Here is a 17,282-nt window from a genome sequence, read left to right as displayed (position 1 = left end):
CGCCAGGCGAGACCTCGGGGCTCGGCCATGGCCCGGTTCCTTGGCCCCCCGGCCGCCCGCGCCTGAGGGTCCGCCACCGCGTCCCTGCAATCGTTTAGCGCATCTCGGGATCGGCATCGTCATAGCGACCGGCCCCTATCAGGACCATGTGGAACACCATGTCCGAATGCCTGGCCAGCAGGATCAGAGGCTCTCCGCTGGGCCTCCGCTTTCCGGCGAACCGGTGTTTCACGGTCCGCTCGCCTGCCCCGGTCCAGCGCCTCGCCGTCTTGATCGCGCGATGGCCAGAGCCAAGCTCAAGCCGCAACGCCATGGCCAGCGCCCCGCGATACCCGACCGTTTCCGGGCGAAGCTGCACAGTCGTGCCCTTCTCCGGCACACCTGTGCCCATCTTGATCCGCATCTCTGCATCCTCCTCCGACAAGACTTCGCGAAGGAGATGAGAAACGGCGGTTCGGATTGGCGCCCAATCCTCGGAAAAGGGCCAGTCGCCGGGATCGGCCCGAATGATCGTATCGGGAGGCGGGCGTGGCCCGGGCAAGCCGAGCCAATTCCGAGAGGCCCGACCGCCTGTTGGCGGCGGACTGCGTCCGGATGCCGACCGAGCATCAGCAATACTCCACCCGGAACCAGGCGCAGACCATCCGCGACTGCGCCTGGCGGCACGGCATCAGGCTTGTCAGAACCTATTCGGACAACGCGAAAAGCGGGCTGGTCACCGGCGGCAGGACGGCCCTGCAGCAGATGATCGCCGACGTCGACTCCGGCGCGGCCGAATTCAGCGTGATCCTTGTCTATGACGTCACCCGCTGGGGGTGATTCCAGGACATCGATGAATCGGCCTATGACGAATACCGCTGCCGGAAGGTCGGCATGCAGGTCGCCTATTGCGCGGAGCTGTTCGAAAACGACGGATCGCCGACCTCCACCATCGTGAAAAGCGTCAAGCGGGCCAAGGGTGCATTTCCGGGCCGGTGATCGACGGCGCAGATGGGATGCCCTCCAGCGGCGCCTATGCCCATCGCTTCGGCAGCCTGCGCAGGGCCTACTTCCTTGTCGGGTTCACCCCGGATCGCGACCATCGCTGCATCGAAGCCAACCGCGTGTTGCGGCAATTTCACGGCGACGAGATTAAGCGCGTGATCCACGAAATCACCCTGCTTGGCGGTGCTGTGATCAGGAACCCTGCGACGGACCTGCCGACCATCAACAGCGCATTCACGGCATCCGTCGTCGTCGCCCGCTGTCGCGAAACGTCCTCGGGCGGCTTGCGCTGGAAGATCCGCTTCGACACCGGCCTCGCGCCGGACATCACCATAGCCATCCGGATGAATCGCACGAATACCCGCGCGCTCGATTACGACCCGCTTCCGCAATTCCAGATGCGGAGCAACCTCTTGGGCTTGCCGCGGAAAACGGCCTGATGCTGGACGCCGTCGGGTTCGAGACGCTCGACCCCTTCTTCGACATGGCCCGGCGCGTTCCGGTTTCCGCGGTCTCGCCATGGTGAGGCAGACCGAAGCCGGGGCCGAGGTGCAGACCGTTCCGATCGCTGCGATCACCGGGGAAAATCCTCGCGCGCGGTCGGAAAAGACCTTTCGCGCACTGGTGGACAATATCGGCAAGGTGGGGCTGAAGAAGCCGATCACCGTCGCGCGGGATGACACGGCGTCAGGGAATGCCTGTCGCCTGGTCTGCGGACGGGGCCGGATGGAGGCCTATGTTGCACTTGGCGGAACCCACATCCCGGCCATCGTGGTGGACGCGACCGAGGTCGACAGGCTTCTGCGCAGCGTGATCGAGACCGTCGCCCGCCGCCAGCAGCGGCCGCTCGAGCTGTTGCAGGACATCGCCACCCTCAGGAACCGCAAATATTCGGACCAGGAGATGGCCGAAAAGACCGGGCTGTCCCAGTCCTGCATCCAGGAAACCGGCGAGCTGATCGCCAACGGCGAGGAGCGGTTGCCGATTGCGGTCGAGACCGGTCAGATGCCGCTCAGTGTTGCACTGTATATCATCCGGGCGGAAGAGAAGGATGTGCAGAAGGCGCTGGAGGCAGCCTATGCCTCGGGTGAATTGCGGGGCAAGAAGCTGCTGGAAGCGCGGCGGCTGGTGGAACTGCGCCACCGGCATGGCAAGAAAGACGGTGCCACACGCACAAAACGATCTGCGGTGCGGATGACATCGGCGGCGATGGTCAGGGCCGATCGTGTCGGGGCGGAACGCCAGCAGGACATGATCCGCAGGGCGCAGGCGACGCGCGGCCACCTGCTGTTCCTCGACGCGGCGTTCCAGTCCGTGCTCGGGGACGAGACCTTCCTGACCCTGCTTCGCGCCAAGGGGCTCGACTCGCTGCCGACCATCATCGTCGAGGGACTGAAGGGCCCTCGGACATGACCGATCCGGGCAAAAGGTCCCCGCCCCGGGGGCCGGGTTTCGAGCCGACCCTGCATCCGATTGCGACCGCCGCCATCCTGCCGGTCAAGCATTTGCCGACATCCTTTCCCAAGGGTCGGAAATACGCCCAGATCGCCGCATCGATCCGCGAGGCGGGCCTGATCGAGCCGCTCGGGATCGCGCGCGCCCGGGACCAGGACGGCACCTTCATCCTGCTCGACGGTCATGTCCGGCTGCATGTCCTGAAAGAGATCGGCCATCCGGCGACCGAAGACACCGACTGGCGCGCCGTGGCGCCTCTGCGCAGGCACCAGCCGAATGTCTTCCGAGATCACAAGAATTGCCCTGAGCGGACGGCGCTCGCCCGCCCCTTACGATCCAGGCGGCAATTGACCGGCTTGTTCCGCGTTACAGACCGCAGAGGGCGTTGATTTCCATGCACCCTTTCGGATCGACCTCGATGAGCTCAGGCTGACGCCTCTCCAAGGGCATTGAACGGGACAGATGCAACCCATGGGCCGAGCGGCCTCAGGGCATGATCAGATAGGGCCGTTCGGGTTGAAGCCGTTCGATCTGGTAGACGCCCTCGCCGACCTCGGGCGGCAGGGTGCGGGTGTTGCCGTCATGGCCGATCCGGGTCCAGCCTGTCAGCGCCCCGGCCCCGTCATACTCGGCGCGGTCGGTCCAGGGGGCCGACCAGAACAGCAGCGGGTCGTAATAGACCCCGCGCCCCATCGCGTCATAGTCGATCGACACCAGCCGCATGCCGCCCGCCCCCGAGGTCGCGTAGGTGCGGTTCTGGTGATCGGGGAAGAACACCGTCACGAAGGCGGGGGCGCTGTCATTGACCCCGTTCGAGGCAAAGACCCCGATCTCGACCCGCGACTGGCGGCGGTTGTGATAGCCGCTGCGGTCGCGGGTGATCGCCGTCTTCGGATCGTGCCAGGCGACCCGGATGCGCGCGCGGCTGCCGTCGGGGTCGAGCGGCTCGATCCAGACCCGGGCCGGATCGCCCTGCAGCAGCGCCCAGGTGAAGGTCAGCTTGCGGCCGTTCGGATCGCGGGTTTCGGCGGCACTGACGGTCATCTCGCGCGACCAGCCGAAGTTGCGCCAGATCCGGGCGATGGCGCCTTCGGTGTCGAACAGCCGCTCGGACAGCCGCGCCAGCCCCTCGGCCTCGCCGAAACCGTCCTGCTCGACCCGAAGCCGCACCATCGGCGGGATCGCGTCGGGCCGCATCGCCGCCGCCTCGGCCATCATCCGTCCCGGACGCAGCGCGTCGCCCTCGAAGACCACCGGATGGGCGATGCCACTGAGATAGGCCTCGCGGCTGCGCACCGGGGCATAGCTGCGGCGCAGGATCATCTGCAGCGTCGGCGCCATCAGCCGGGTGTCGCGCAGCGCCGCGAAGGTTTCGGGCGGGAAGGCCGCCAGCGTCATCGCCAGCGCGGCCAGGAAGGGCTGGTCGGACCCCGACGAGCCCTGGCTGATCAGCATGTAGGGCCAGTTCGCGGGATAGCGGTCGGCCTCGTCATGGTCGCGGTGTTCGGGATAGACGTAAAGATGGTTGTTCTCGTAGAGCCGCGCGCTTTGCGCGGGCCCGTCTTCCGAGGTCATCGCCAGCCGGGGCAGGCTGCGCTGGGCCGGCCCTGACGTGACCGAGGTCGAGGAATTGCCGAAGACGACGGCCGGCAGCAGGATCTTGCCCGCCAGCCCGTAATCGGCCCCCGCCTTGCGCAACGGGTCGCCATAGGTCAACCGGGTCAGCCGCGGGAAGAGGTCCCCGGGCAGGGTGGAATGGCCCCGGTCGCGATTGTCGTAAAGCACGCCCTCGAAGCCGTTCACCGCCTGCTGCCCGGCCAGATGGCGCAGCACCTCCCCGCCCGAGCGCAGCCCCCGGTCGCCCACCAGCGGCAAGGTCTCGTCCTGCGGCGGCAGCGTGAGCCCCATCGCAAGATAGGTGCCCTGCGCCGCCTCCACCAAGGCCGAGCGCGCCAGCACGACCTCTTCGGCAGCGAGCCGCAGCGGCAGAAGGCAAACGATCAGACACAGGGCAACGAAACCGATACGCATGGGCCGATCCTGCCGAAGCCGGGCGCGCGGGTCCAGTGCCGACCGCGCGTGCCGCGCATTCAGGTCATCCGGATCACGTCCCTGTCGATGGCCAGCACATAGCCGCGCCGGGCCACGTTGCGCACCAGAAGCTCGCTGACGATCTGGTTGCCCAGCGAATCGCGCAGCCGCTTGATCCGGGTCGCGCCCGCGGCCTCGTCGCAGTCCTCGGGGCGGCGGCCCGAGACGGTGGCCTCGATCTCGGCGCCCGACAGGATATCATCGTCCATTCGCGCCTCGGCCAGCACCGACAGGGTCTCGATGGCCGCCTCGGTCAGCCGGAACGCCATGTCGTTCAGCATCACCGTGTTCTCGGCCCGGCTGATCACCAGCGACGAGACCCGGATGCCCGCGCGCTCGATTTCCGACATGCGGCGGTTCAGCGTGACGATGGTGAAGAGAAAGACCAGCGCCGCGACCAGAAGCGCGGTCGAAAAGACCAGCAGCACGAAGATCACCATCCGGTAGGACGCCAGCACGTCGGAAAAGGCGGTGCCCGACTGGGCGAGGATCTCCAGAAGCTTCACCTCGGCGCCCGAGCGCAGCGCGTCGTTCTCGACGAAGATCCGCTCGACCCGGGCATTGAAGGCATTGGCGTCGGGCAGGTTCAGAAACAGCAGAACCGCCGCGCCCAGGAGGATGGCGACGATGGCCAGAAGACCGGCCGCCACGACCCGCCCGGCCTGCAGCGGGCGGCGCTTCGGCGGCGCGCTCACCTCTCGGTCCTTTCCGGCCTGCCGCCCATCGTCAGTATTTCAGGAAGAAGCCATTGGCGCTGGCCTTGCGGTCGCCCAGCCCCTCGGCCCCGAAGATCGACATGACGTTCAGAAGCTGCCAGCCCCCCCGCCGGATCCGCCGGTCGATCTCGCGCGCGGCGGCGTCGCGGCTGCCGCAGGCCGCGTCGGGCAGCTCGATCACGCCGTAATGCAGCTTCAGCGGATTGTCCTGCTTGGCCTTGTAATCGGCATAGCAGGCGGCCGAGGCGGGCCCGCTGAGGGCGGCAAGCACAAGGCAGGCGAGGATCGGGCGCAGGATCATGGGCCGGAGCATGGTCCAGGCGGCAGCGCTATTCAATGACAACCGTCAGCCCCCTGCAGAAAGGCCCGCGGTTATCCGATAGCAGGCCCGCGTTATTGCGCGGCGGCCGGCCGGGGACCGAGCCTCGGGGCATCGACAGGCGGCGGACGTCCCGCCGCGACCGGATACAAAGGACCAGATCATGAGACACCGCATCTTCGCCCCGCTTCTTGCCGCCGCGATTGCGCTTGGCGCGGTCGGGGCCACCCCTGCCCGCGCCGCCGACGGATCGGATGTCGCCAAGGCCCTGCTGGGGGCGACCGCGCTGTTCGTCATCGTGAACGGGATCGACCGTCACACCGGCAAGGCAGGACGGCACGACCGGCGCCACGTCGCGCCCGCGCCGCCGCAGCGGGCCGACCGCTACGCACCCGACCGCCGCCACGCCGCCCGCTCGGTTCCCGCCCGCTGCATCAGCCGGGTCGAGACCCGGCACGGCGCGCGCCCGGTCGCCTCGGGCCGCTGCCTGCGGCAGGCCGGGCTGCGGAACCTTCCCCACCACTGCGCGCTGCCCGGCCGGGACAAGCGCGATGTCTACGCCATGAACTGCCTCGCCGACACCGGCTACCGGATCGCACCCCGGCGCCGCTGACCGCCCGGAAGGGGGCGTGTCGGGGCACCGGCGGGCAGGGCGCGGGCCGGGGGTAAGGCCCGTGCCGGGGGCGGAGGGAAACGAGGCACCCTCCGCCCCAACGTTTCGCCGTTTCGGTGGCTTCCGGCCACGGTTCCCGGGAATGGGCCTTGCCGGGCCGGGCATTTGGCGGTTCTGTTTGCCCATGACGAAGCCCCTTCCCGATTTCTCCCTCGAAGCCGAGGCCCTTGCCGGAGGCGCCCGGCTGGTCGCGGGCGTCGACGAGGTCGGCCGCGGTCCGCTGGCAGGCCCGGTGATGGCCGCGGCCGTCTGCCTGACCCCCGACGACATTCCCGCCGGTCTGCGCGATTCAAAGACCCTGACCGCGCATCGCCGCGAGGTGCTGGCCGCCGAGATCCGCGCCCGCGCCGCTGTGGGCCTTGGCGAGGCCAGCGCCCGCGAGATCGAAGAGATGAACATCCTGCAGGCCAGCCATCTGGCGATGTGCCGCGCGCTGGCCGCGCTGCCCGCACCGCCCGATCTGGCGCTGATCGACGGCAACAGCCTGCCCAGGGCCCTGCCCTGCCGGGGCATCCGCGTCGTCAAGGGCGATGCGCGCTGCCTGTCGATTGCCGCCGCCTCGATCGTGGCCAAGGTCGCGCGCGATGCCGTCATGGTGGAGCTTGCGCAACAGTATCCGGGCTACGGCTGGGATCATAACGCGGGCTATCCCACGAAAGAACACCTGCGCGCTCTCCGAGATATGGGGGTCAGCCCACACCATAGGCGTTCGTTCAAGCCTGTATACAATATCTTGTGGCAAGATAAATCCATAAGTCCCTGATTCAAAAAAGAAATTGACGGCGAATCGGGTATGACTCACATTGTCCTTACACAAAGGACGCCGAAGAACGGCGCGAAGCGAGGCAGTGTGACGACGATGACCAGAACGAAGGGGGCGCTTACGCTCCCGCTCAATACCATTTTGCCCGGCGACTGCATCGAGGCGATGAACGGCCTGCCTGAGGCATCGGTCGATCTGGTCTTTGCGGACCCGCCTTATAACCTGCAGCTCAAGGGCGATCTGCATCGCCCCGACAATTCCAAGGTCGATGCGGTCGACGACCATTGGGACCAGTTCGACAGCTTTGCGGCCTATGACCGCTTTACCCATGACTGGCTGGCCGCCGCGCGCCGGGTGCTGAAACCGACGGGCGCGATCTGGGTGATCGGCAGCTATCACAACGTCTTCCGCATGGGCGCCGAGTTGCAGAACCAGGGCTTCTGGATCCTCAATGACGTGGTCTGGCGCAAGTCGAACCCGATGCCGAATTTCCGCGGCAAGCGGCTGACCAACGCCCATGAGACGCTGATCTGGGCCTCGAAATCGGAAGGCGCGAAATACACCTTCAATTACGAGGCGCTGAAATCGCTGAACGAGGGTGTGCAGATGCGTTCGGACTGGGTGCTGCCGATCTGCACCGGACACGAACGCCTGAAGGACGAGAATGGCGACAAGGCGCATCCGACGCAAAAGCCTGAATCGCTTCTGCACCGGGTGCTGCTGGCCACGACCAATCCGGGCGATGTGGTGCTTGACCCGTTCTTCGGCACCGGCACCACCGGCGCGGTCGCCAAGATGCTGGGCCGCGACTTCATCGGCATCGAACGCGAAGAGGCCTATCGCAAGGTGGCCGAGCGGCGGCTGGCCAAGGTGCGCAAGTTCGACCGCGAGGCGCTGGTCGTCTCGGCCTCGAAACGCGCCGAGCCGCGCATTCCCTTCGGCCAGCTGGTCGAGCGCGGGCTGTTGCGCCCGGGCGAGGTGCTGATCTCGCCGCGCGGCAAGACCGCCAAGGTGCGGGCCGACGGCACGCTGGTCGGCGAGGCGGTGACCGGCTCGATCCATCAGGTGGGCGCCGCACTGGAAGGGGCGCCAAGCTGCAACGGCTGGACCTACTGGCACTACCGGCGCGAGGGGCAGACGGTCCCGATCGACGTGCTGCGCCAGCAGATCCGCGCCCAGCTTCACGACTGAGGCAAGGACAGTCGCCCCCGTGCCCGTCAGGGGCGCGGGGCGCGGCCTTGCGCTGCTTTGACGGGGCATCGTTCTCCTGGCGGACCTCGCCAGTGGTCGCGGCAGGCGGAATGCCGCTGTCTTTCCTCCGTTTCCTGTCAGAACCGGTCCGGCGCGCCTATCTGGTACCAGAGGAGGTGACGCATGAAACTGTTGGTGATCGGAGCAAGCAAGGGGATCGGGCTCGAGACGGTGCGCTATGCGCTGGGTCGGGGCCATGACGTCCGCGCCTTCGCGCGGCGCGCCGAAGGCATCGCGATCGACGATCCGAAGCTGGAAAAAGTGACCGGCGACGCGGGCGACGCGGCCGCGGTCAAGGCGGCGGTCCAGGGCGTCGATGCGGTAGTCATGACGCTGGGCCTGCCGAAGACGCTGCCCGCGATGATGCGGAAGACCACGCTTTTCTCGGACGCGACGCGGGTGCTGTTACCGGCAATGAAATCGTCCGGGGTGCGGCGGCTGCTGGCCGTCACGGGCTTTGGCGCGGGCGACAGCAAGGCGAAAATGAGCACGGTCGAAAAGCTGGGCTTCAAGGCCCTGCTGGAACGGGCCTATGCCGACAAGACCGCGCAGGAGCGGCTGATCCGCGAGTCCGGGCTGGACTGGACCATCGCCCGGCCCGGCATCCTGACCTCGACCGCGCCCAGCCATGCCTATGATGTGCTGGTCGAGCCCGAGACCTGGCATAACGGGCTGATCTCGCGCGGGGATGTGGCGCATTTCCTGGTGCATGCCGCCGAGGATGCCAGCCATATCGGCGAAGCGCCGGTGCTGATCCGCTGACCCTCAGCCGCGGGCGTTCCCGGGCGGATCGAAGGCCGGGCGCGCAAGGTCGAAGGCCTTGCGCATCACCGTCGGCAGGTCCGACGGCCGGAACGCTGCGGGCGCGAGGAACTGCCCGCGGTCCGGAATGCAGTCCACGGGAAGATCGACCACCCAGAGATCGAGCCTCAGGTGAAAATGGGTGAATGTGTGCCGCACCTCCGCCCCCAGCGGGCGCCAGTCGGCCTCGGCGGGCGGAGCGGGAAAAGGCTCTGTTTCGGCCCAATCGCTGCCGGGCCAGCCCAGCATGCCGCCCAGAAGCCCGGTCTCGGGGCGGCGTTCCAGAAGCCAGGCGCCATCGGTCCGCCGCCCCAGATAGGCCCGCCCCAGCCGGGTCGGCTTGGGCGTCTTCGGCAGCTTGCGGGGCAGCGCGGCGGCGATGCCCTCGGCGCGGGCGAGGCACGGCGCGCGCCAGGGGCAGATCCCGCAGGCGGGGTTCCGGGGCGTGCAGATCGTGGCGCCCAGATCCATCACCGCCTGGGCGTGATCGCCGGGCCTTTCGGGAGGCGTCAGCCGGGCCGCCAGCGCCGTCAGGTCGGGCTTGGCGGTCGGCAGCGGCGTCTCGACCGCGAAGAGCCGGGACATCACCCGTTCGACATTGCCGTCGACCACGGTTTCGGGCCGGTCGAAGGCGATGGCCGCGATGGCCGCCGCCGTATAGGGACCGATCCCCGGCAATGCCAGCAGTGCCGCGCGGCTGTCGGGAAACCGCCCGCCATGGTCGGCGGCGACGGCGCGGGCGCATTTCAGAAGGTTCCGCGCCCGGGCGTAATAGCCAAGCCCCGCCCATTCGCCCATCACCCGGGCGTCCTCGGCCGCGGCCAGCGCCCCCACATCGGGCCAGAGCGTCGTGAAGCGGTGGAAATAGTCCTTCACCGCCGCGACGGTGGTCTGCTGCAGCATCACCTCGGACATCCAGACCCGATAGGGATCGGGCCGTTCGCCCGCCTTGCGCGCCGCCGGGCCGACCCGCCAGGGCAACTCGCGCGCATGGATGTCGTACCAGGCCAGAAGCTCGGCACTCAACTCGTCGTCACGCAATCTTTATGCTCCCGCCCGGGTCATTTGTCTGGCTGGCCGCCCTGCCGCCGAATAAGGTAGGTCAGGGACCGGGAAATTGACAGGGATGCAGGGAAAAGCCGACCAGAACAGCCGGCGCAGACGCGGGTTCGAAAGAGCCTCGGCGCTGCTTGAGGGACGCATCCGGCGCGTGGGCGAGAAACGCGGCTTTGCGGTCGCGCGGCTTCTGACCCACTGGCCCGAGGTGGTCGGCGACGAGACCGCCCGGATCTGCCGCCCGGTCGAGGTCCGCTATGGCCGCGACGGCTTTGGCGCCACGCTGACCCTGCTGACCACCGGCGCCCATGCGCCGTTGCTGGACATGCAGAAGGACGCCCTCCGCGAGAAGGTGAACGCCTGCTACGGCTATGCCGCCATCGCCCGCATCCGCCTGACCCAGACCGCACCGACGGGCTTTGCCGAGGGCCAGGCGACCTTCGCCCCTGCCCCGAAGCCGCCCGCGCCTGCCCCCGATCCCCGGACCGCCGCCGCCGCGTCGGATCTAGCGGTCGAGGTCCGGGACGAGGGGCTGCGCGCCGCCCTGCAAGACCTCGGGACCAGGGTTCTGTCCCGTTCGAAACGCTAAGGAGACCGCTTCGATGATCCGCAAACTGACGCTGTCCTTCGGGCTGGCCGCGCTGACCACTCTGGGTCTGGGCCTTGCCCCGGCCTCGGCGCCGCTGCTGTCCTCCGCCGCCTGGGCCGAGGAGACGCCGGATGTGACCCCCTTCACCATGGGCGACCCGAACGCGCCGATCGAGCTGGAGGAGTTCGCCTCCTTCACCTGCGGCCACTGCGCGCATTTCCATGAGGACGTCTTCAAGCGCCTGAAGGCCGATTACATCGACACCGGCAAGGTCCATTTCACCTATCACGAGGTCTACTGGGACCCCTACGCGGTCTGGGCCGGTCTTCTGGCGCGCTGCGGCGGCGAGATGCGGTTCTTCGGCATCGTCTCGATGCTGTACGAGAAGCAGAAGGACTGGATCGACCCGAAGGACCCGCAGAAGACCTCGGAAAACCTGCGCCGGATCGGCCAGACCGCGGGGCTCAGCGAGGATGCGATGAACCAGTGCCTCAGCGATGCCGCGCTGGCCAAGGCGCTCAGCGAGACCTCGGACAAGACGGTCGATGCGGCCGGTGTCACCGGCACGCCCGCGATGGTGATCGACGGGCAGCTTTACAAGAACATGAGCTATCGCGACCTCAAGAAGATCCTCGACGAGAAGCTGGCCGGCTGAGCCGATGGCGGCCCCGCTTTCAGGTCTGAAGGTTGTCGAACTGGCGCGGATTCTGGCCGGCCCATGGGCGGGCCAGATCCTGGCCGATCTTGGCGCCGAGGTGATCAAGGTCGAGGCCCCCGAAGGCGACGACACCCGCCGCTGGGGGCCGCCCTTCGTCACCCGCGACGACGGCGCCCGCGAGGCCGCCTATTTCCACGCCTGCAATCGCGGCAAGCGGTCCGTGGCGGCCGATTTCCGCACCCCCGAGGGCCAGGCGCTGGTCCGCGCCCTGGTGGCCGAGGCCGATATCGTCATCGAGAATTTCAAGGTCGGCGGGCTTGCCAAATACGGGCTCGACTATGCCGGGCTGTCGGCGATCAATCCGCGGCTGATCTATTGCTCGATCACCGGCTTCGGGCAGGACGGGCCCTATGCCCATCGCGCGGGCTATGACTACATCATCCAGGGCATGTCGGGGCTGATGTCGATCACCGGCGAGGTCGACGGCCAGCCGCAACGGGTCGGCGTCGCGGTCGCGGATGTCTTCACCGGCATCTATGCCGCGACCGCGATCCTTGCGGCCGTGCATCAGCGGGCCGAAACCGGCCAGGGCCAGCAGATCGACATGGCGCTCTTCGACGTGGCGACCGCGATCACCGCCAATCAGGCGATGAACTACCTGACCACCGGCACCCCGCCCGGCCGGATGGGCAATACCCATCCCAATCTCGCGCCCTATCAGGTCTTCGACTGTGCCGACGGGCATGCCATCGTCGCGGTCGGCAATGACGCGCAATTCGGCAGGCTCTGCGACCTTCTGAACCTGCCCGAGCTGGCCGAAGACCCGCGCTTTGCGACCAATGCCGACCGGGTCGCCCATCGCGAGGCGCTGACCGCCGCCCTGACCGAGGCGACGCGGGCACGGACCAAGGCCGATCTGCTGGCCGCCTGCGAGGCCCGGGGTGTCCCCGCCGGGCCGATCAACCGCATGGACGAGGTCTTTGCGGATCCGCAGATCCGCCATCGCGGTCTGGTGGTCGAGAATGACGGCCTGCCGGGCGTGCGCACGCCGATCCGGTTTTCCGAGGCCGAGCTGACCCTGGACCGGCCCGCCCCCCGGCTCGATCAGGACGGGCCCGAGATCAGGGCGGCGCTCAGCGACCCAGCCCCAGCCGGTCGAAGGCCGCGTCGATAGCGCCCCAGTCGTCCAGCTCCAGCCGCACCGGCAGGGTCAGCACCTTCTGACGAAAGCTCGCGGGCAGCCGCACCGCATCCTTCTCGGTGGTCACAAGCTGCGCGCCCAGCAGCTTCGCCTCGGTCTCGAGCCGGGTCATCAGCGCAGGCGTCAGCGGCTGGTGATCGTCCAGCGCCTCGGCCCGCAACAGATCGGCGCCGAGGCCGCGCAGGGTGGCGAAGAACTTCTCGGGATGGCCGATCCCGGCAAAGGCCAGCGCGCGGAGCCCCTGCCAGTCCATGCCCGTGGGCAAGGGATGCAGGGCCCCCGCGAGGCGCGGCACATGGATCTCGCGGCCCCAGGTCTCGGTGAACTGGCGTTGCGCGGTCCCGGTGCCGATCGACAAAAGCAGATCGGCCCGGCGCATGCCCGCCGCGACCGGCTCGCGCAGCGGCCCGGCCGGGATGGTGCGGCCATTGCCGAAGCCCTTGGCGGCATCGACCACCACCAGCGACAGATCGGGGGCCAGCGCGGGGTTCTGGAACCCGTCATCGAGCAGGATCGCCTCGGCCCCGGCCGCCACGGCAGCCCGTGCGCCCTCGGCCCGGTCGCGGGCCACCCAGACCGGCGCGAAGGCCGCGATCAGCAGCGGCTCGTCGCCGACATCGGCCGCGTCATGGGCGCGCTCCTCGACCCGGACCGGCCCGGTCAGCCGGCCGCCATGACCCCGGCTGACCACATGCACCGCGACGCCGCGCGCGATCAGCCGCATCGCCAGCGCGATCACCGTGGGCGTCTTGCCGGTGCCGCCCGCATTGATGTTGCCGACGCAGATCACCGGCACGCCCACCCGCGCGCGCGGCCCCTTGGCCAGCCGCCGGGCCGTGGCGCGGGCATAAAGCCGCCCCAGCGGACCCAGCACGCGGGCCGTCAGACCCGGCCGGTCGGGGGACGCGTACCAGAAGGCCGGAGCCTGCATCAGACCGCCTCGGCGATGTCGAGTGCCTCGATCATCCGGCGCACGACACGCTCGGTCGCCATCGTGCCCTGGGTCGAGACCTCCCAGGCGGCGCGGGCCATCGCGGCGGCACGGTCGGGGGCCAGCACATCGACCAGGACCTCGGCCATCGATCTTGCGTCCTGCACCGTGCGGGTCGCCAGCGCGTTCGACAGCCGCCGGTAGTGGTCGGGATAGGCCCCGGTCGCGGGGCCGTGCAGGATCGCCGAGCCCAGCGCCGCCGCCCGGTAAGGATCGGGGCCGGTATTCGCCCCGAGCGTGCCGCCCAGAAAGGTCACCGGTGCCAGCCGGAGCCAGAGCCCCAGCTCGCCCTCGGTATCGGCGACATAGATCTGGGTTTCGGCCGAGGGTTCCTCATCGTCGGATCTCAGCGCCACATCCCAGCCATCCTCGCGCAAACCGGCGGCCAGCGCCGGGCCGCGGGCCGGGTCCTCGGGAGCAAGGATCATCAGCAGGCGATGCGCAAAGCGCGTGGCCGCGGCATGCGCAGCGATCACGACCGGCTCCTCGGCTGCGGGAACGCCCGCCGCAAGCCAGGCCGGACGCCCGCCCATCAGCCCGGCCAGCACGTCGCGCTCGGCCTCGCTGCAGCCCAGAACCGCGCTGCCTTCGGACAGCGGCCCGCAGGGGCTGATCTGCCAGCGCGGCAAGCCCAGCGCGCGCAGTTCTCCGGCGGTGCCGGGGCTCTGGGCAAAGATCCGGTCGAACCGGCGCAACAGACGCCGGGTACCGCCGATCCCGACCCGCCAGCGGCTGTGCCAGGCGCGCGGCAGGTCGCGCGTGATCAGGAAAAGCGCGGTGCCCCGGGCATGGGTCAGCGAGATCAGCGTCGAGGGCAGATGATCGGGGTAGAAGACCGCAAGGTCCGGCCGCCACAGCTCGAGAAAGGCCGACACAGCCCGATGCCCGTCGGCGGGCGCGACGGTCCCGTTCGCCTGCGGCAGGCCGCGCGCCGCATCCACCCAGAGCGGGGGCGCATCGATGCCGGTTACCAGAACCCTCAGCGCGGGCTTTTCAAGTGCCAGTTCGCGGATCAGCTCCACCGCCGCGGCCTGTTCGTCGGGCGGCGGGTTGTGCAGCCACAAAAGCGGCCCGGCGGCGGCAGTCCCGGAGTCCGCTTCCGCGCCCGGCCCGGCATGGATCCTGCGTGCCCCGGCGCCCGATCCGGCCTCCGGGTCCGGGGTCCGAGCCCTCTCCGGGCCAGAGTCGGCGCCGGTCATGGCCATGCTCGCGGGGGCGGTCGCCGTCATCGGTACGGGTCTGGATCAGGCGCCCAGCTCTTCGGTCGGGCCGGCTTCGACCTCCTCGTCGCGCAGGCGGTGAATATGGGCGATGAAGTAGCGCATATGGGCATTGTCCACGGTGCGGTGGGCCTCTGCCTTCCAGGCGTTGTAGGCGGACTCGTAGTTCGGGTACATGCCAACGATATGAATGTCGTCGACGTTCTTGAAAACGGTATGCGTCGGATCGACGAGTTCCCCGCCGAAGACGAGGTGCAGGCGCTGGGTCATCTTGTTGAGCCTCCGGATTGTTCCCTTCCGTCCGCGCGCACCCTAGACCAAGCCCGGGCGCGGCGGAAGGCCACATCGCCCGCCAAAGGCCCGGTGCGGACCAGGCGCGGGCCGCTCCGGTCAGGCCAGCCGCGACAGGATCTCGGCATGCAGCGCGGGCGGCGCGGCGACGATCCCGCGCGACAGCGGCGGCGCGGTGTTGTAGATCAGCGGACAGCCGCCAAGGTCGGTGACGGCGGCCCCGGCCTCGGTCAGGATCAGGCTGCCCGCCGCGGTATCCCAGTGCCAGCTGTCGCGGATCGTCAGCATCGCGTCGTAGCGGCCCTCGGCCACCAGGCACAGCCGGTAGGCCAGCGAGGCGCGCAGGGCGCGATGCACATGCGGCACCGGCCCGTCCCAATGTTCGGGGTCGAGCGCAGGCCGCGTCGCCAGGACCGAGGCCCCGTCAAGCGCGCTGCGCGCGCTGGGGCGGATCGAGGCGCCGTTGAGATAGGCGCCGCCGCCCCGGATCGCCGAGTATAGCTTGTCGCGCAAAGGCAGGAACACGACCGCCGCGACCACGCGCCCGGCCTCGGCCACCGCGAGTGCATGGGCAAAGCTGCGATCGCCCTCCAGAAAGGCGCGGGTGCCGTCGATCGGGTCGACGATGAAGACCCGTTCGGCGCCAAGCCGGGCCGGATCGTCCTCGGTCTCTTCCGACAGCCAGCCATAGCCCGGCCGGGCTGCGGTCAGCATCTGCCGGAGGCGACGGTCGATGGCGATGTCGGCTTCCGAGACCGGGCCCTGATGGCCGGGCTTTTCCCAGGTCTCGGGGGAGGTGCGCCAGTAGCGGCGGGCGAGCTGTCCGGCCTCAAGAGCTGCCGTGGTCAGCAGCGCGAGGTCAAGCGCCGGCAAGCGTCATCCCCTCGACCAGCAGGCTGGGGACGCGGCGCGACAGTTGATCGCGGGCGTCATTCGCGGGCCGCAGGCGGCGCAGCATCTCGGGCAGCTTTCCGGCGATGGTGCATTCGTTGACCGGATAGGCGATCTGGCCGTTCTCGACCCAGAACCCCGAGGCGCCGCGCGAATAGTCGCCCGTGGTCGGGTTGATGGTGCTGCCGATCAGCGAGGTCACCAGAAGCCCGGTGCCCATCTCGGAGATCAGCGCCTCGCGACCGGCCTCGCCCGGGGTCAGGGTGACGTTGCCCGCCGCCGGAGAGGGCGGCGCCGAAACGGATCGCGCGGCATTGCCGGTGCTTTCCATGCCCAGCTTGCGGGCCGACCCGAGGTCCAGCACCCAGCCGGTCAGCACGCCGTTCTCGACCAGCGCGCGGCGTGCCGTGGGCAGACCCTCGGCGTCGAACGGGCGCGACCCGGCGATCCGCGGCCGGTGCGGGTCCTCGATCAGCGACAGGGCGGGCGGCAGCACCTCGCGGCCCAGCAGCTCGCGCGCCCAGGACCCGCCGCGCACAATAGCGCCGCCATTGATCGCCGACAACAGATGCCCGATCAGCGAGGCCGAGATGCGTTCGTCGAACAGCACCGGATAGGCGCCGGTCCGGGGCCGCCGCGCACCCGCCAGTGCCGCCGCGCGTTCGCCCGCGATCCGGCCGATTTCGTCGGGCGCGGGCAGCTCGGCCTGAAAGGTCCGCGTCTCGGAATGCCAGTCGCGCTCCATGCCGCTGCCCTCGCCGCTGATCGCGACGCAGGAGACCGAGCGGCTGGTGCGGGCATAGCCGCCGGAAAACCCGTTGCTGGCCGCCAGCACCATCCGGCGGTGACCGTAACCGGCGCTGGCCGACTGTACCTGCGCCACGCCCGGCACGGCACGGGCCGCGGCTTCGGCGCGGCGGGCGTCGTCTTCCAGCGCCGCCGGATCGGGCTCGGGGGACGGGTCGGCCAGATCGAGCGCATCGGCATCGCGCCGCGCCGCCAGCTGGGCCGGGTCGGCAAGGCCCACGGTCGCATCCTCGGGGGCCTCGCGCGCCATCGCCACGGCCCGGGCGGCCATCTCGGCCAGGGTTTCCGGGCGGCTGTCAGAGGCCGACACGCAGGCCTGCCGCCGTCCGATCAGCACCCGAAGCCCCAGTTCGATCCCTTCCGACCGTTCCGCCTGTTCCAGCCGTCCGTCGCGCACGTCGATCGACAGCGAGGTGCCCTCGGTCACCAGCGCATCGGCGGCCTCGGCACCGGCCTTGCGGGCGGCATCGAGCAGGGCCTCGGTCAGCGACGGGATGGGATCGGACATGGGGCCTCCGGGGCGTG

The 17,282-nt window shown here is 69.2% G+C and carries 21 protein-coding genes; 11 read left to right on the top strand and 10 right to left on the bottom strand.

Features of this window, described 5'->3' with window-relative positions:
* Positions 1-94: 94 nt before the first annotated feature.
* A complete protein-coding gene (locus tag DSD19_RS07525) occupies positions 95-403 on the bottom strand; it encodes an XRE family transcriptional regulator (protein ID WP_113669135.1) in 309 nt (102 codons plus the stop codon).
* Between the two features lie 191 nt (positions 404-594).
* Between DSD19_RS07525 and DSD19_RS22275 the strand changes: the two genes are divergently transcribed.
* The 4 genes from DSD19_RS22275 (at position 595) to DSD19_RS22040 (ending at position 2,828) form a co-directional block, all read left to right on the top strand.
* Positions 595-819, top strand: coding sequence for a recombinase family protein (locus DSD19_RS22275; RefSeq protein ID WP_243627804.1), 225 nt, complete (start codon positions 595-597; stop codon positions 817-819).
* A 155-nt stretch (positions 820-974) separates the two neighbouring features.
* On the top strand, positions 975-1,424 hold the full coding sequence (locus tag DSD19_RS22270) for a recombinase (protein WP_243627803.1): 450 nt from the start codon (positions 975-977) through the stop codon (positions 1,422-1,424).
* Positions 1,425-1,503: 79 nt separating this feature from the next.
* Positions 1,504-2,397, top strand: a complete 894-nt coding sequence (locus tag DSD19_RS07515; RefSeq protein ID WP_113669134.1) for a ParB/RepB/Spo0J family partition protein — start codon at positions 1,504-1,506, stop codon at positions 2,395-2,397.
* Entirely contained in the window at positions 2,394-2,828 is a 435-nt protein-coding gene (locus DSD19_RS22040; RefSeq protein ID WP_207802430.1) for a ParB N-terminal domain-containing protein, read from the top strand. The genes DSD19_RS07515 and DSD19_RS22040 overlap by 4 nt, the downstream gene beginning before the upstream one ends.
* A gap of 97 nt (positions 2,829-2,925) precedes the next feature.
* Here the strand turns inward: DSD19_RS22040 and DSD19_RS07505 are convergent, their stop codons facing one another.
* Genes DSD19_RS07505 through DSD19_RS07495 form a run of 3 tightly spaced genes read right to left on the bottom strand, consistent with a single transcriptional unit; the run spans position 2,926 to position 5,547 of the window.
* The gene (locus DSD19_RS07505) at positions 2,926-4,470 is read right to left on the bottom strand and encodes a hypothetical protein (RefSeq protein ID WP_113669133.1); all 1,545 of its coding nucleotides are present in this window, start codon (positions 4,468-4,470) and stop codon (positions 2,926-2,928) included.
* Positions 4,471-4,529: 59 nt separating this feature from the next.
* Positions 4,530-5,225, bottom strand: coding sequence for a hypothetical protein (locus DSD19_RS07500; protein ID WP_113669132.1), 696 nt, complete (start codon positions 5,223-5,225; stop codon positions 4,530-4,532).
* 31 nt (positions 5,226-5,256) lie between these two features.
* The gene (locus DSD19_RS07495) at positions 5,257-5,547 is read right to left on the bottom strand and encodes a hypothetical protein (protein ID WP_075787401.1); all 291 of its coding nucleotides are present in this window, start codon (positions 5,545-5,547) and stop codon (positions 5,257-5,259) included.
* 181 nt (positions 5,548-5,728) lie between these two features.
* On the opposite strand from DSD19_RS07495, the gene DSD19_RS07490 reads away from it, so the two are divergent.
* From DSD19_RS07490 to DSD19_RS07475, 4 genes are all read left to right on the top strand, one after another.
* The gene (locus DSD19_RS07490) at positions 5,729-6,178 is read left to right on the top strand and encodes a hypothetical protein (RefSeq protein WP_113669131.1); all 450 of its coding nucleotides are present in this window, start codon (positions 5,729-5,731) and stop codon (positions 6,176-6,178) included.
* 184 nt (positions 6,179-6,362) lie between these two features.
* The gene (locus tag DSD19_RS07485) at positions 6,363-7,001 is read left to right on the top strand and encodes a ribonuclease HII (protein WP_113669228.1); all 639 of its coding nucleotides are present in this window, start codon (positions 6,363-6,365) and stop codon (positions 6,999-7,001) included.
* Positions 7,002-7,097: 96 nt separating this feature from the next.
* Entirely contained in the window at positions 7,098-8,192 is a 1,095-nt protein-coding gene (locus DSD19_RS07480; protein ID WP_108028702.1) for a site-specific DNA-methyltransferase, read from the top strand.
* A gap of 183 nt (positions 8,193-8,375) precedes the next feature.
* The gene (locus tag DSD19_RS07475) at positions 8,376-9,014 is read left to right on the top strand and encodes an NAD(P)-dependent oxidoreductase (RefSeq protein ID WP_075783903.1); all 639 of its coding nucleotides are present in this window, start codon (positions 8,376-8,378) and stop codon (positions 9,012-9,014) included.
* A gap of 3 nt (positions 9,015-9,017) precedes the next feature.
* Here the strand turns inward: DSD19_RS07475 and DSD19_RS07470 are convergent, their stop codons facing one another.
* The gene (locus DSD19_RS07470) at positions 9,018-10,094 is read right to left on the bottom strand and encodes an A/G-specific adenine glycosylase (protein ID WP_113669130.1); all 1,077 of its coding nucleotides are present in this window, start codon (positions 10,092-10,094) and stop codon (positions 9,018-9,020) included.
* 85 nt (positions 10,095-10,179) lie between these two features.
* Here DSD19_RS07470 and DSD19_RS07465 point away from each other — a divergent pair, with 85 nt between their 5' ends.
* From DSD19_RS07465 to DSD19_RS07455, 3 genes are read left to right on the top strand one after another with little or no spacing between them, the layout of a single operon-like run.
* Positions 10,180-10,698: a DUF721 domain-containing protein gene (locus DSD19_RS07465; RefSeq protein WP_113669129.1), complete on the top strand. Its 519-nt coding sequence runs from the start codon at positions 10,180-10,182 to the stop codon at positions 10,696-10,698.
* A gap of 13 nt (positions 10,699-10,711) precedes the next feature.
* Positions 10,712-11,353 (top strand): DsbA family protein, encoded by a 642-nt coding sequence (locus DSD19_RS07460; protein ID WP_113669128.1) that lies wholly within the window; start codon positions 10,712-10,714, stop codon positions 11,351-11,353.
* A 4-nt stretch (positions 11,354-11,357) separates the two neighbouring features.
* Positions 11,358-12,530: a CaiB/BaiF CoA-transferase family protein gene (locus DSD19_RS07455; RefSeq protein WP_113669127.1), complete on the top strand. Its 1,173-nt coding sequence runs from the start codon at positions 11,358-11,360 to the stop codon at positions 12,528-12,530.
* Here DSD19_RS07455 and lpxK read toward each other — a convergent pair.
* The 5 genes from lpxK to DSD19_RS07430 form a co-directional block, all read right to left on the bottom strand.
* Complete coding sequence (gene lpxK, locus DSD19_RS07450) at positions 12,490-13,488, bottom strand: tetraacyldisaccharide 4'-kinase (protein WP_113669126.1); 999 nt, start codon at positions 13,486-13,488, stop codon at positions 12,490-12,492. The two genes, DSD19_RS07455 and lpxK, sit on opposite strands and share 41 nt — an antisense overlap.
* Entirely contained in the window at positions 13,488-14,777 is a 1,290-nt protein-coding gene (locus DSD19_RS07445) for a 3-deoxy-D-manno-octulosonic acid transferase (protein ID WP_113669125.1), read from the bottom strand. The genes lpxK and DSD19_RS07445 overlap by 1 nt, the downstream gene beginning before the upstream one ends.
* Positions 14,778-14,792: 15 nt before the next feature.
* Positions 14,793-15,038, bottom strand: a complete 246-nt coding sequence (locus tag DSD19_RS07440) for a DUF4170 domain-containing protein (RefSeq protein ID WP_075783910.1) — start codon at positions 15,036-15,038, stop codon at positions 14,793-14,795.
* Between the two features lie 120 nt (positions 15,039-15,158).
* A complete protein-coding gene (locus DSD19_RS07435) occupies positions 15,159-15,932 on the bottom strand; it encodes a 3'(2'),5'-bisphosphate nucleotidase CysQ (protein ID WP_113669124.1) in 774 nt (257 codons plus the stop codon).
* Positions 15,919-17,265, bottom strand: coding sequence for a TldD/PmbA family protein (locus DSD19_RS07430; protein WP_113669123.1), 1,347 nt, complete (start codon positions 17,263-17,265; stop codon positions 15,919-15,921). Before DSD19_RS07430 ends, DSD19_RS07435 begins: the two co-directional genes overlap by 14 nt.
* Positions 17,266-17,282 lie beyond the last annotated feature (17 nt).

It is taken from the genome of Rhodovulum sp. BSW8 (genome assembly GCF_003314725.1).
In the GTDB taxonomy this organism is placed as follows: Bacteria; Pseudomonadota; Alphaproteobacteria; order Rhodobacterales; family Rhodobacteraceae; genus Rhodovulum; species Rhodovulum visakhapatnamense.
The sequence above is the reverse complement of the archived record's forward strand: the minus strand, read 5'-3'. Positions and strand labels throughout refer to the sequence as shown.

Coding starts and splice junctions, on each gene's coding strand:
- DSD19_RS07525 (WP_113669135.1), bottom strand. CDS start 403: ATGCGGATCAAGATGGGCACAGGTGTGCCGGAGAAGGGCACGACTGTG.
- DSD19_RS22275 (WP_243627804.1), top strand. CDS start 595: ATGCCGACCGAGCATCAGCAATACTCCACCCGGAACCAGGCGCAGACC.
- DSD19_RS07515 (WP_113669134.1), top strand. CDS start 1,504: ATGGTGAGGCAGACCGAAGCCGGGGCCGAGGTGCAGACCGTTCCGATC.
- DSD19_RS22040 (WP_207802430.1), top strand. CDS start 2,394: ATGACCGATCCGGGCAAAAGGTCCCCGCCCCGGGGGCCGGGTTTCGAG.
- DSD19_RS07505 (WP_113669133.1), bottom strand. CDS start 4,470: ATGCGTATCGGTTTCGTTGCCCTGTGTCTGATCGTTTGCCTTCTGCCG.
- DSD19_RS07495 (WP_075787401.1), bottom strand. CDS start 5,547: ATGATCCTGCGCCCGATCCTCGCCTGCCTTGTGCTTGCCGCCCTCAGC.
- DSD19_RS07490 (WP_113669131.1), top strand. CDS start 5,729: ATGAGACACCGCATCTTCGCCCCGCTTCTTGCCGCCGCGATTGCGCTT.
- DSD19_RS07485 (WP_113669228.1), top strand. CDS start 6,363: ATGACGAAGCCCCTTCCCGATTTCTCCCTCGAAGCCGAGGCCCTTGCC.
- DSD19_RS07480 (WP_108028702.1), top strand. CDS start 7,098: ATGACCAGAACGAAGGGGGCGCTTACGCTCCCGCTCAATACCATTTTG.
- DSD19_RS07475 (WP_075783903.1), top strand. CDS start 8,376: ATGAAACTGTTGGTGATCGGAGCAAGCAAGGGGATCGGGCTCGAGACG.
- DSD19_RS07465 (WP_113669129.1), top strand. CDS start 10,180: ATGCAGGGAAAAGCCGACCAGAACAGCCGGCGCAGACGCGGGTTCGAA.
- DSD19_RS07460 (WP_113669128.1), top strand. CDS start 10,712: ATGATCCGCAAACTGACGCTGTCCTTCGGGCTGGCCGCGCTGACCACT.
- DSD19_RS07455 (WP_113669127.1), top strand. CDS start 11,358: ATGGCGGCCCCGCTTTCAGGTCTGAAGGTTGTCGAACTGGCGCGGATT.
- lpxK (WP_113669126.1), bottom strand. CDS start 13,488: ATGCAGGCTCCGGCCTTCTGGTACGCGTCCCCCGACCGGCCGGGTCTG.
- DSD19_RS07445 (WP_113669125.1), bottom strand. CDS start 14,777: ATGACGGCGACCGCCCCCGCGAGCATGGCCATGACCGGCGCCGACTCT.
- DSD19_RS07440 (WP_075783910.1), bottom strand. CDS start 15,038: ATGACCCAGCGCCTGCACCTCGTCTTCGGCGGGGAACTCGTCGATCCG.
- DSD19_RS07430 (WP_113669123.1), bottom strand. CDS start 17,265: ATGTCCGATCCCATCCCGTCGCTGACCGAGGCCCTGCTCGATGCCGCC.